The sequence below is a fragment of the Chryseobacterium cupriresistens genome (assembly GCF_046614675.1).
GTDB lineage: Bacteria > Bacteroidota > Bacteroidia > Flavobacteriales > Weeksellaceae > Chryseobacterium > Chryseobacterium cupriresistens.
Genome location: NZ_JBKKJT010000015.1, coordinates 15590 through 29262 on the forward strand (window position 1 = coordinate 15590; position 13673 = coordinate 29262).

Annotated in this window: 10 protein-coding genes; 1 reads left to right on the forward strand and 9 read right to left on the reverse strand. The window is 35.5% G+C overall.

Annotation, left to right across the window (positions count from 1 at the left end; translation table 11 throughout):
* Window positions 1-52: 52 nt before the first annotated feature.
* The 4 genes from ACLI50_RS22395 to ACLI50_RS22410 form a co-directional block, all read right to left on the reverse strand.
* Window positions 53-787: an SIMPL domain-containing protein gene (locus ACLI50_RS22395; RefSeq protein WP_202840419.1), complete on the reverse strand. Its 735-nt coding sequence runs from the start codon at window positions 785-787 to the stop codon at window positions 53-55.
* A gap of 75 nt (window positions 788-862) precedes the next feature.
* A complete protein-coding gene (locus tag ACLI50_RS22400; RefSeq protein ID WP_228406530.1) occupies window positions 863-1675 on the reverse strand; it encodes a carboxypeptidase-like regulatory domain-containing protein in 813 nt (270 codons plus the stop codon).
* A gap of 17 nt (window positions 1676-1692) precedes the next feature.
* Window positions 1693-2499 (reverse strand): hypothetical protein, encoded by an 807-nt coding sequence (locus ACLI50_RS22405; RefSeq protein ID WP_202840417.1) that lies wholly within the window; start codon window positions 2497-2499, stop codon window positions 1693-1695.
* A 1-nt stretch (window position 2500) separates the two neighbouring features.
* A complete protein-coding gene (locus ACLI50_RS22410) occupies window positions 2501-3247 on the reverse strand; it encodes a hypothetical protein (RefSeq protein ID WP_202840415.1) in 747 nt (248 codons plus the stop codon).
* A gap of 182 nt (window positions 3248-3429) precedes the next feature.
* On the opposite strand from ACLI50_RS22410, the gene ACLI50_RS22415 reads away from it, so the two are divergent.
* Window positions 3430-6570 carry a UvrD-helicase domain-containing protein gene (locus ACLI50_RS22415; protein ID WP_411414665.1) on the forward strand — a complete coding sequence of 1047 codons (3141 nt, stop codon included), beginning with the start codon at window positions 3430-3432 and terminating at the stop codon, window positions 6568-6570.
* A 432-nt stretch (window positions 6571-7002) separates the two neighbouring features.
* Here the strand turns inward: ACLI50_RS22415 and ACLI50_RS22420 are convergent, their stop codons facing one another.
* The 5 genes from ACLI50_RS22420 to ACLI50_RS22440 form a co-directional block, all read right to left on the reverse strand.
* Window positions 7003-7512 carry a ferritin gene (locus tag ACLI50_RS22420; protein ID WP_343643762.1) on the reverse strand — a complete coding sequence of 170 codons (510 nt, stop codon included), beginning with the start codon at window positions 7510-7512 and terminating at the stop codon, window positions 7003-7005.
* 127 nt (window positions 7513-7639) lie between these two features.
* Window positions 7640-8089 carry a DUF4890 domain-containing protein gene (locus ACLI50_RS22425; protein ID WP_411414666.1) on the reverse strand — a complete coding sequence of 150 codons (450 nt, stop codon included), beginning with the start codon at window positions 8087-8089 and terminating at the stop codon, window positions 7640-7642.
* Between the two features lie 188 nt (window positions 8090-8277).
* The gene (locus ACLI50_RS22430) at window positions 8278-9276 is read right to left on the reverse strand and encodes a hypothetical protein (protein ID WP_411414667.1); all 999 of its coding nucleotides are present in this window, start codon (window positions 9274-9276) and stop codon (window positions 8278-8280) included.
* A 139-nt stretch (window positions 9277-9415) separates the two neighbouring features.
* A complete protein-coding gene (locus ACLI50_RS22435) occupies window positions 9416-12067 on the reverse strand; it encodes a 4-alpha-glucanotransferase (RefSeq protein WP_411414668.1) in 2652 nt (883 codons plus the stop codon).
* Between the two features lie 126 nt (window positions 12068-12193).
* Window positions 12194-13360 carry a T9SS type A sorting domain-containing protein gene (locus ACLI50_RS22440; protein ID WP_343643758.1) on the reverse strand — a complete coding sequence of 389 codons (1167 nt, stop codon included), beginning with the start codon at window positions 13358-13360 and terminating at the stop codon, window positions 12194-12196.
* Between the last annotated feature and the right edge of the window lie 313 nt (window positions 13361-13673).

Here is a 13673-nt window from a genome sequence, read left to right on the forward strand (position 1 = left end):
ATATAAAACGCCGGAAAGCTATTCCGGCGTTTTTCTTTTACTGAAATTTATGTTAATTTACTTCATACTCCAGTTTGATGGTAATACTGGCTTCTTTTTCTTTGGATGAAGTATTGAAAGTTCCGCCATAAGAATAATCTTCATTGGAGTTGGGTGCCGTAATCTGAATCACTCCCATTGTTGCTTTCTTCAGATTTCCAAGACTGCTTCCAGAATTTTCTGCAATTTTTTCAGCACGTTCTTTAGCATCTTTTGTAGCACTGGCAATCATTTCCTGTTTTACTGTAGCCAGCTTGGTGTAGAAATACGCTGGTGAAGAAGAAGTGAATTCAATGCCACGGTTGATAATTTCGGTAATATTTCTGGAGAGGTTTTCTATTTTTCCCACTTCTTTACTTTCAATAGAAACTTTTTGGGTGAGATTATAACCGGAGAATTCCCCTTGTACATAGTTTCCGTTTGAATCATTATAGCTTCTGAACTGTTTCTGAATATCTACGGAAGAAAATACGATCTCTTTCTGTTGTATCCCTTTTGAAAGCAAATAGTCATTAATTACTTTTCTGTCTGTTGCCAGTTCATCGTAGGCAGATTTGAGATCCACATTATTTTTGGAAAAGCTTCCGGACCAGGTGATCAGATCTGATGTAAACTGTTTGGTTCCTAATCCTGTCACGGAAATGGTATTTTCAGATTTATTCCTGTTTTTAATAGCATTTCCCAAAAAACTGAGACCCACTACAAAACCTAATGCTGCAATAGCTACTGCAAAAATGTTTTTATTCATAAAATGTGTGAATTTGTGTTACCAAAATGGTATCAATTTCTATTCCAATATTTTAAGAATTTATTAACATTTAAATTACTTTTGATCCTGATTTACTCTCTCCAGAAAAAGAGGAACTGTCTCTTCCAGTCTCAGCATAACCCCCGAAAGATTTCTTGCTTTTACATAGGTTCGTACCTGAGGTTTTGCTAAAAATGAAAATTGAATAAATTCTGAAATTCTGTCACCAGGAATTCCGGCTTTGATAAAATATTCATCCTCTATTCTATCCCGAACCCAGACGATATGTTCCTGAAGATCGTCATATCTGTATTGTCTTTTCTGTCTTCTGGCTTTCCCGCTTATCAGATCATATACGCCCTGAACATTCAGGTTTCCCAAAAGTATAGGTAAAAGTACACTTTTTACTTCTGCCGGTTTTTCTCTCATTTTTCCGACCGGCTGCGGAAGACCGACGGCATCTCTCACCTGCTCTCCTTTATCTACTTTAGCAACAATCCGGGAATCTGTTTCCAGATCTCCGGTGAGTTTTTTCACAATTTTGACCTCTCCTACATCCTTCGGAATCTGATAAAGAGTAATAAAGAGTGGCAAATTGATATCATTGGTAAGAACTTTTCTGGAAACTCTTCTGAAATCTTCTTTTACAAATCTTAATTCATCATTAGGATTGGCATCAATAGAAAATATACCTTCAGAATCAGAATATACTTTTTTATCAGTAGACATATTGATAACAATTACTTTACTTAAATTCTCTCCATTGTCATCTACGATTCGCCCTGTCACTTTCTGCTGAGAAAAAATAAAAGTACTGCACAGAAGCATCAGGAAAAGAAAAAACTTTCTCTGTCCGGATGTTTCAATATTTTCAGTAAAATAACCCAACTTCTGATTTTTATATATTATTCTTTAACTCCTTCTAATTTGTTTGTCTTACTGTATTCCCCGAAAGCAATTTTAAGTTCATATTCAATGACAGTGATACTAAAATCTTTACGGTATCTTTTCGCCAATGAACGGGTTTTATCGGCATACAGAAGAAATGCATCAATCTGTTCTTCATCCATTCCGTACTTTTTAAGGAACCTCAGATTTACTTCATTCTTAACCCTCCTGAGGAAATCCCTGGTTTCATTGTAATTGGCTTTGGTAACCTTAGGCTGTGCCAGTTTCTTTACAGCATTAAATACGCCAAACAGATTGACCTGCCCTGCATTGAAATCATGACCGGTAAAAGTTTTGGATGTAGTGTTATTGGGTAAAGGCTGATTCAGCGGACTTCTCATATAATCATCCATATCTGATTTTAAGGACTGAAGCTTTCTGGATTCATTATAATGCTGATTATCTTTTGCCAGATTTCCGGTAGGTCTGTACTTAATCCTGACCTCAGGAATCTGAATTTCCATCTTCTTCAGAATAATATTGAAAGGAGTATTGATCTCTTCTTTGGTCAATTTTTTATCAACCCGGTAATATCCTTCTTTTACAAATCTGATCTCATCATTTTCTTTGGCTTCGATTTCAAATTTTCCGGACATATCACTTAATACACTTCTGTTCCCTGTGATATTAACAACAAGTACAGGAGCTAAATCAAGGTCATCGCCTGTTATTACCTTTCCTGATATTTTTTGCTGTCCCCACAATCCTGAAGCGGTACAAAAAAGCACTAATAATAAAACTCTTCTGATATATTTTGTTTCCATATTATCTTTGAGTTTGCGGAGCACGATAAGATGAAATTCTTGTCAGGACAAAACGCTGAAACCTGTTCAGGTCTGCATCACTGCAGAATCCGTATTTCAGGATTTTTTTCCTTTCAAAACCGCCTGCAAAAACATAATAAATAAAATGTTCTATCAGAGGTTTCTCAATTTTAAGATTGGTAAAATAATCGTCACCAAGGCTTGCTCTGATGTATTTCATTAAATCTACATCATCCCATTTGTCCTTCACTTTCCCAATAGAAAACCCTTGCCCTTTCGGCTGTACAAATTCCCCGGGTTTTGCAGCCAGTATTCTGGGATCTGATTTCTGAGCCATATACCGATCCATATCTTTGAGCAGTTTTTCAACCTTTTGAGGTTTATTATAAAGTTTTGAATCAATTTTAAGGTTTCCGGTTAGCCCCTGTTTCACTTCCACTTCAGGAATCTGAATAGTCTGGCGAACCATACTTATATTCATCGGAGATTGTGTGTTTTCCTGGGAAACTATTTTGGTGATACGTTCATAACCAGCCTTTATAAAACGAAGCTCATCTCCCTGCCTCCCCGAAATCATAAAATGACCATCCCTGTTGGAAACTACAATCTCATCAGTTCTGATATTGACAACATTCACATCCTGCATTTCAGTACCGTTTTCGGAAATAATTTTACCAAATATATAACTTTGGGCATGGGTATGGATAAAAAAAATAAAGGATAAGAAAAAGAATAGTTTAAGTTTCACGGGCTATTTTTTATAAAGCAAAGCTAAAATTATTTTTAATGTATCCCATAAGTTTAACCACAGTTAACGCGTTTTAATATTTCTTTTTGATTTTTGCCTTGTAAACTGTTAAATAGCGTAATTAAATTGTTAAAGTTTCTTTTAAATTTTAGCTAACTTGCAGTCTCAATTCTCTTTTAACAATGCAAAATTCTTACACAGTCATCAATGCTTCTGCCGGATCCGGGAAAACCTATGCCCTGGTACAAAGGCTTCTGATGATCTGTCTCCGTTATCCTAATCAACAGCAGTCGATCAGGAATATTCTCGCGCTTACTTTCACCAATAAAGCAGCGAATGAGATGAAGGAAAGAATTTTATCGTGGCTGGGAAATTTTTCAGCTAAAGATTATGCAGAGAATACGGATCTGAAAAACATCCAGAAAGCATTTGAAGAACAGGGTCTGCAAATTACCATTGATGACCTTCATCAGCGTTCAAAAAAAATGCTGGACTATGTTCTCCACAATTATTCCACACTGAATATCGGAACGATTGACCGTTTTAACTCAAGGCTGGTAAGAAGTTTTTCCTATGAATTGGGACTGGCTAAAAATTTTAACCTTGAAATTGAAGCTGAACCGTTTCTGATAGAAGCCGTTGATAAGATGCTGGATCAGATTGGTGAGAATGAGACTATTTCCAATTCTTTCATGGATTATGTAGACTACAGCCTTGAAAACAATGAAAGGATCAATCTTAATAAAAATCTTTATGATTCGGCTAAGGAATTTGTAAAGGATATTCACTATGAGCATCTGAAAAGCAATAAAAGCTTTGACGATGCCAGTTATGAGAATATCAAGAATACGCTTCGTAAAGAGATTGTTCTCAATAAAAAACAGTCTGCAGAGCTGGCTGCGAGCTCTATTGAATTATTCAGATCAAGAAATATTGATATTGAAGATTTTGCTCAGGGTAAAAATGGAATCGGAGGATTCTTTACAAAGGTTATTGATTTTTATCAACAGAAAAGAACTGGTTTTCCTTTCCCTACTACGCAGGAAGAATCTGTTATCAATAATTATAGAAAGGGAGCGTCTTCAAAATCGAAACATAAAGAATCTGAAATTTTCGAAATCCTGGATCAGCTTCTCGACAACCGAATGAAACTTATCATTCTGTATATTGAAACTCAAAAGAAAGAGAAAGTTTTGTCTGCTCTTCTTCCTTTAAAGGTAAACAAAGATATTCAGGATGAGCTTCAGAAAATTGAAGAAGAAAATGATCTTGTTCTTCTTTCTAAATTTAATATTCTGATCAATGAAAATCTTAGAAATGAACCTTCTGCTTTTATTTATGAAAAAGTAGGTTCACAGTTTCAGCATTATTTCTTTGATGAGTTTCAGGATACGTCAGAACTACAGTGGCAGAATTTTGTTCCGCTGAGAGATCACAGTGTTTCTACAGAATACACGTCATTTACATTGGTGGGCGATCCCAAGCAAAGTATTTACAGGTTTCGTGGCGGGGAAAGCAAACTGATGCTGGATATCATCAACAAAAAAGAATTTTCACCTAAAGAAGCTGATCTTCTGGTATTAAAGGATAACTGGAGAAGTGCCAGAAACATTGTACAATTCAACAATGAACTGTACCGTTTTCATTCTGAAGGATTGCTGGAAGAACATCAGAATATTTTCGGAGCAGATGCTGAGCAAAATCCAAAATCCAAAATGGATGGGCGCGTAAAGGTAAATCTGATCGAAAACCTTACGAATGAAGAATTTTACAATGATACTTCAGAAAGGATGCGGAAAGATATCCAGGAATGTCTGGATAATGGTTTCAAGTTTTCTGACATCACTATTCTTTGCCGTGGAAATTTTGATATTTTCAGTTATTCTCAGAAACTGGGAGCTTTAAAAGTCAGCTACAAAGGAGAAGAAACCAATATTAAAACAATTTCTGATAAAGGCCTTACACTGGAACTTTCCAATACGTTAAAAGCTGTTATTGAATTTCTTCGCTGGGAGCTCAATCCTAAGAATAAACATTGTCTGATCATGATGATGTACCATCTGAATACGTTGGGAAAAATTCATATGCCGGATTTCACATTGGGTATGAAAGAGATTCTGGATATTGAAGGGCATGAAGTAATTCTGCAGTTTATCCATCAAAAATATTCGCTGCAGCTTAAACAGGACAACTTTCCGAGATTCAATCTTTATAATTTTATCGAATATTATATCAACGAATTTTCTGTTGAAAACAAAGAAACAGACTTTTTACTGAACTTCCTGGAAATGCTTTTCAACTTTACGCAAAATGCAGGTGCCAGCACCAAAGAATTTCTGAAATACTGGGATGAAGAAGCTTCTTCATACACTATTCAGGCTTCGGAAAATATCGACGCTGTCCAGATCATGACCATTCATAAGTCTAAAGGACTGGAGTTCCCGATTGTTTTTATCCCAATGATAAACAAAAACCGGGACAGTGAATTTACCAACTGGTTTGACACAAACGAGAATGAAGCTTTAAAATCGGTCAACATCAATCAGTTTAGTAAAAACCTGGAAGCTTATGATGATGAAATTCTGTTTTTCAACACAAAGAATTCTTATAAAAACCTGATCGACAGATTATGTCTGCAATACGTGGCTACCACCAGACCTGTTGAACAGCTGTTTTTCTATCTGCAAAAGGCAAATAAGACCTCTAATAATCTTGAGCTTCTGGAATTCCTTCAGACAAAAAATCCTGAACAGGCTGACGAGTTTGATGTTTACCCGTTGAATCCTGAAATGCTGAAGAAATATTCTAAAGATAAAAGCTCTTCTTTTAAAACCCAGAATATCCAGAACCTGAAGAATGTTAATGAAAAAAGTACATCCATCAAAATAGCTACGCCGTCTAAAAATTATCAGGTACGAAATGAAAAGGTAAGAATCGGGCTTTTTGTGCATGAACTTTTATCGAAGATCAATACGGAAAAGGATATAGCGAAGGTATTGGATGGTTATGCTTTGGAAGGACAGATTACACTGGAGGAAAAAAATGAAATTCAGATTACATTACAGGAAATTGTCAGAACGTATGCAGAATTTTTTGATGAAAAATGGGAAGTAATCAACGAAAAAGATATCATGATCTCTGAAAGAGGAGAAAGCCATATTTTCAGGCCAGACCGTATTTTAAAGGGTGAAGAAGGTTATATAATTGTAGATTTCAAAACCGGTGAACCCAAAGCGAAAGATGAAGCGCAGGTAGAAGGATATAAAAATATTCTTGAACGTCTGGGCAAAAAAGTACTCAAAACTCAGATCATTTATCTGTAATCTAAAGATTTACAAAACATTACTGTAACAATTTTTCACAAAAATTGTTCAAATATAAAAAGGTTTTAGTATTTTTATTCTAAGACGAATACAATCATACAGTCTTTGATTATATTTTGTTTTACAACTAACCAACCATGAGAATATACTTGAACTCCTTTTTTATAAGCCTGATTATCATGTTATTTACGACAGTGGTCACTTACAATATTGTTGATTGCTTAGACCCGCCCGTTACCCCGGATGACCACCATTTTGGGCCCGCTGAAAATATTGCCAACTCTTTATTTCTAAGTTTTGTATTGGGAGCTGTGGTTTTTATTTCTGCTGTCAGAATTCAAAGGCGGCCGTATAGGAAATAATTCTTTTATCATAACAAAAAAACCGCTATTCTTAAGGATAACGGTTTTATATTTTGAAAAATTTTCAATCTTAAGCAGTTGTATCAGGAGTAAATACTCTCTGTGCCAATTCCTGATCAAAAAGGTATAATGCAGATGGATTATCGCATACCATTTTGATTTTTGTTACGTATTGAGAAGCACTCGCTTCTTCTTCTACCTGTTCGTTGATAAACCACTGCAGGAATGAAGTTGTTGCGAAATCTCCCTCGTCGTTTGCATTTTTTACAATATTGAAAATACTTTTAGTTACGACTTTCTCATGCGCTAATGCTTTCTCAAAAATATCCGTTGCGTTTTCGAACTCATGTGGAGGTTTTGGAATTTCTCCAATGATAATTTCTCCTCCTACATCATTCAAATAATCAAACATTTTATCTGCGTGCATCAATTCTTCTTTGCTCTGTACTCTGAAATAGTTGGCAATTCCATCAAGATCTTTTCCTGAAAACCATGCAGACATTGAAAGATAATATTGAGCGGCGTATTGTTCGTGGGCAATTTGTTCGTTAATTAATTTTGCAATTTTTTCGCTAACCATACGTATTAAATTTATAGTCAAAAATAGGGAATAAAAGCCCTACATCAAAAGTTTTAAAGAAAATTAATACAAAAAGGATGGAAAAACATCCACCCTTAAAACATTAAAAAACTAAAATTACAAACTGTTATTTTACTTCAGTAGTTCCTGTATTCATCGGCTTTTTCATCATTCTTCTTTCTTTCATAGCCATCTTCATTTTCTCTGCTTTAGCTTTTCTGTCAGCCTGCCATTTATCATATTGATCAGGAGTAAGGATTTTTTTCATATCAGCATCCATTTGTGCTCTTTTGGCGTGCATTTCCTGCATCTTAGCTTGTCTGTCTGCCTTATGCTTGTCAAACTCTGCCTTCATTTCCTCTTTTCTTTTATCCTGGAGTACCTTTATCTGAGCTACCTGAGAAGCATTAAGATTAAGGTCTTTTTGCATCTGGTCTAAATGTTCCTGTTGTTTTTGCTCCATTCTCTGCTTCATTTCAGCAGCTCTTGCCTGTTTGTCCTGCGGGGTTGTAGTTTGTTGTGCCATTGCAAAACTTCCCATTCCGATAAATGCTATTGCTAAAACTAATTTTTTCATCTTTTTAAAATTTAATTAATTGTTATTTTGTTATTATACCTTTTTGATAATGAATTAAAACACAAGTTAAATTAACAAATTCATAAATAATGTTAAATTTTAACAAAAACAAATTAAAAAAAACAACAAAAAAAAGGACAGATTATAAAAACCTGCCCTTCACACCACTTAAATATAATATATGAAAATTAATTCTTTACTAAACTGCCTCTAAAACCACCACCGTTATTACCTCGGTTTTCTTGTCTAGGTGCAGAACTTTCAGATCTTTGTCTGAAGCCTCCTCCATTGTTTCCTCTGAATCCGCTATTGTTTTCTCTTTTAGGAGCTTCTCTTCTTACTTCACTATTCCCTCTAAATCCGCCACCATTATTATTTCTGAAGCCTCCGTTATCATTATTTCCTCTGTTTCCTCCATTATCAGAATTTCCCCGGAAGCCGCCTCCGTTACTGTTTCTGAAACCACCGTTATTATCATTTCTGAAACCGGAATTATTGTTATTTCCGTTATTACCTCGGAAGCCTCCTGAATTTCCATTGTTTCCCGTGTTTCTGAAACCGTTATCCGGTCTGCTGCCTCTTCTGATAATATCAAAAGTAGGATTATCCATTCTACGGAATCTTGATCGGTCTACCCTGTAAACGTTGATATTAATATTTCTATATCTAGGCATTACCGTATATCTCGGTACGTAATATGTTCTTCTGTAATTCTGGAAATATACGATTGGGCTGGAACCTCTGTAATAGTTATTCTGGAAAACCACAAATACTCTTGGTCCTAAAATTCTTTCCAATGCATAAAACCTGTCATAATACCATCTGTCCGGATTATATCTGTAGAAATTATTCCATGCTGTGAAGCTTGCAAACAGATTATTCAATCTCATAATCTGGTCTACCTGCCATCTGCTTAATCTGTTCTGTACGAAAAATCCGTTCCAGTCGATATTGATAATACTTCCTCTGTAGTCGTTATAATAGCTTTGGTAATAATTATTTGGATAATAATCCTGAGGATAATTGTAGTAATAATCGTCAGGAAAATAATTTCTGTCATCTTCATCACTGTAATATCCTCCCTCATTCTGATAATAACCGTCATCATCCCAACCATTATTCGGATATTGCTGAGCAGACGTCAAAACGCCCAACCCAAAAGCTAATCCCAAAAATATTTTTTTCATCTCTATAGTCGTTAATTGGTTAATATATAGCAGAATATCTTAATTCTATCTTTTTGATACAAATAAAAAAAAGAAGTTAAATCATAAGATTAAACTTCTTTTAAAATATTTTTAACTACCTGATAATCAGGTGCAAAATTTACGCCCTTCCACTATCTTTTACCCAATGTGCAATTTTTTTGTTGAAAGAGGTTTTCTCTTTCAGATCTTCAAGTTTTATATGCATTCTGTAGCGCCAATAATGTGGAAAAACTGCCGGATTATTGATTCTTTCGTTGTCCATTTTCTTATTGGTAAGCTCAGCATCTGTTGCCAGAAACTCCTGCATCGGGAAAATAGCAAGCATAGCCTCATTATACAGATGCTGCTTCATAATGATTTCAGCTAGGTGAGGATTGAGATCTTCAGGTGCCTTTCCGTATTGTATCAGCTGTTGATTGTAATATTTCTGTGTCAATACAGGATCTTCTTTCCACCATTGTCTCAATGTTGAACTGTCATGGGAAGAAGCTGTCACTACATTCATATAGTTTGCATTCTTAGGATTATAGAACGGAATATTTTCAGAAGGCATTCTTTGTACTTTCAATGCTATGATGGCCAATTCGTCCATTACAACAGGTACACAGGCAGGAACCATTCCCAGGTCTTCACCGCAGATCAGCATTTTGGTAGCATTCAGGATAACAGGAAGTTTCTCCATGGCCTTTTCAAACCACAAGCGGTCCTGTCTTCTGAAGAAGTAGTCATGGTAAAGGTCATATATACTTTTCTGTTCCGATTCGGGAAGGTATTGATAAGACTCTGTATTGTAAACATTAAATCTGGGATGGTAAACCGTCTTCCCATTTCTTTCTTCCGGTAAAAACAAAACATTGGCACAAAGGGAAATCAATTTCTCTTCAATAGGTCCGTAAGATTTTTTCTTAAAGAAGTCAACAAGTTTTCTCTGGGTATTAAATTCTTCTTTAAAAGCATAGGTACCATCTTCATTACGGTTCATCAACTCAAGAGCTTTTGCGCTTTCTTCTCCAAAATAATCCCATAAGATCTTATTGTTGATAAAAGGCTTACAATACCTGTCAAAATTAAACGGAATCTGCCAGGCCTTGAATTCATCCAAAACAATAGGAACAGCCGGGTAAAAGTATCCTAAAATTCCTTGTACAGCAGAAACCGGCATCCTCCATATTCTGAAGAATCCCAAAATATGATCGATTCTCATGGCATCAAAATACTGTTCCAGTGCTTTGAACCTGTTTTTCCACCATTTATAATCGTCTGCTTTCATAGCTTCCCAATTATAAGTCGGGAACTCCCAGTTCTGTCCCAACTCAGTAAACTGGTCAGGTGGTGCACCAGCCTGAAAATCCATTCCGAATAATTCCGGTTCTGTCCAGGCTTCTACAGAATATCTGTAAATACCAATGGGAAGATCTCCCTTCAACGAAACTCCCAGGTTATGGGTATAATCAACAGCATCTTTCAGCTGTACATGTAACTGATACTGTACCCAGGCATGAAGCATTGAGATATCATAGTCTTTATTCTTCGTTGTAAAGAACTGTGAAATCTTTCCTGCAATATATTTTTTGTGAGTTTTCCACTCGTTGAAATTAGGTGTTTTATATTTGTCTCTCAAAACACAGAATGCAGAATAAGGAACAAGCCAGTATTCATTATCCTTGATGAATTTCTTGAAATTTCTGTCCTTGTAAATTTTGTCTTTTTCTTTGTTGAAAACGGCTGTAAGATATTTCCATTTGCCTTCAATCATCTTTTCATAATCGATCAGATCCAAAGAGTTTAATTTCTCTTTTTCAGACAGATACTCATCAACTAGTTCTTTCGGTAAAGAATAATCAAGGTTTTCTAAAGAGATATACTGCGGATGCAGCGCATAAACAGATACTGCTGCATAGGGATAAGAATCTGTCCATGAATAATTGGCTGTTGTATCATTGATCGGAAGAATCTGAATAATTCCAAGACCGGTTTCTTTCGTCCAGTCTGCCAGTTTTTTAATGTCTGTAAATTCCCCTACTCCGAATCCATCCTCACTTCTCAATGAGAATACAGGAATTGCGACACCGGCATCATGATACATCTGATATCCCTTAAACCTAAAATAATGATTGGAAACTACCTGCAGCACATCACTCAGCGGATTGGCAACTGTAAATCGGTTTTCTCCCGTTTCTACATCTATAACCCTGTTTTCTTTCGTATCATAAATACAATATTTAAACTGGATAAATTCATTCTCCGGAATTTCAACAGAAGTTTCCCACATTCCAAAATCTGTCTGATTAAGATGAACAACTTTGTCATAGCTCCAGTTTCCCAGTGATGCTGTACTTCCGAAAAGAACAATCCTCCAATCCGGATTATAAATAGGAGCTTCTATTCTAAAGAGATGGGTATGCTTTTTTAAAACCGTAACTTTTTCGGGAATAAAATCGTGCAGTTTATTGTAAAGGATTTTATTATTTAAATAATTCTCAGGAAAGTTTTTGTTATTCCATTCATCAAAAATGATAAACTCCTTATAATTATGTGGAAAACTCAAATGATGCCCCACAAATTCTTCTCTTAATACATTTCCCTTTTCATTCACTACCCGGTAATGATAAGAAATGAGCTTTGAAAAATAATCTACTTCGCATTTCCATAAACCATTCTCCGCATAAAACATAGTATGGACATGTACGGTATTCTCGTCTTCACCAAATACCAGCTGCAAATTTTCTCCAGCATTTACAATATATCCTACATTAAAGTATAGTTTCATCTATATTTTTTTATAAAAGTACATTTTAATATCGAAAAATAAAACTTATTGGATATCAAATAATCATTAAAAAACCTTCTCAAAATAATTTGAAAAGGTCATTATATGATGAGTTATAATACATTGTTATCTTGTTACCAGAATCTTCTTGTTGAATAATACTTTCCCTGATTCATCAGCAATATTTACAATATACGCTCCGGTTACCAATCCTTTAAGGTATACTTTTTCGTCCATTGAGCCATTTTTCACCGATAAACTCTGAGTCATTACATTTTTACCTGCCATATCAAAAATGTTCAGTTTAATGGCACCTTTTAAATTATTATTAACATGAACGTTGATATAGTGTTCATCAACTCTTGTCGGATAAATATCAAGATTAGCAGCCATAGTATTTACCGTTGAAGATTTATCATTAGCAAAATATTTACTTGCCAAATCGTAAATATGAAGTCCCTGTTCTCCCGGAAGCTGTTTAGCCTGCAAAGTTGTCAGATCTACTTCGTATAAAGCCCCTCCTTTTGCACTTGCTATTACCACTTTCCCCTGAGCATTTACAGCAGAACCATTTACGGAATAATTATCAGGAATGCCAGCAATTTTACCTATAAATTTCGCTTTTAAATCTTTTGTCAGAACTTTGAAAACATTTCCTGAAGCAGCAAAAACATAGAAGTTATTATCTGCATCAGCAATCATATCACCTCCAAAACCAGTCTCCATAGCCGTAAAAGAATTTCTTCCGTTAGAAGGATCATCTTTAATAATTCCAAGATCAGTCACAGTGTATTCTCCTGCTTTTTTGTTGATTTCCAAAAACTGTGTCCCCGCATTATTGACAGCATAGATGTTACCGTTATATCCGGTTGCCATTCTGGTAATATGAGAATTAATATCACATGATGATACTCTTGCCACCTTATTTTCCACTAAAGTAATTTCCTTTGTCTTCGGATTCAAAACATAGATATTCGAAGAAAACATAGGCATGTATACCAGATTATTGTTCGAAGAATCGTAGGCAAGAGCTGCTAATGTAACAGATTGGGAATGGTTGTAAGAATTCCTGTCCTCTGCTACAATGCCTTTTTTTGTTTGTGAAAACACCTTTGCTGAAGAATCAGTAGTGAAAAATTTCTCTCCTGAAGTTCCATTTGTTGCATCAATTGCCCGGAAATCATTGAAACTAATACTCTGGGTATCTTTTCCCGTAATCGCAAAGAAATCCTGCTGTGCTTGCGCATTTACACCTAACAACAGTAAAAATAGAGGGAATAAATGTTTTTTCATAGTATATATTTTTAGATTCGTAACTGTTTTTACCTTACTAAGTTACACAATTTTAAATTACAAAAACAAAAATCTCTGGTAATTGAATAAAGTTGGTTACAAGTTAAAAACTATCACTATACTAAAGACGTTTGGCTACTCAATTATTTCTGTTGACCAGCATATACAGATATCAATAATTTCAGTAGCTGTTTCCCGCTATCCATTCATACTCCTCGCGCCTGCGCTCCCGCCCTGAGCAAAGCCGCAGGGTCCCACGCTCCAATCCATTCACCCTCCAACCCAGCTGCGGGGTAACCATTCCTATCGGGGC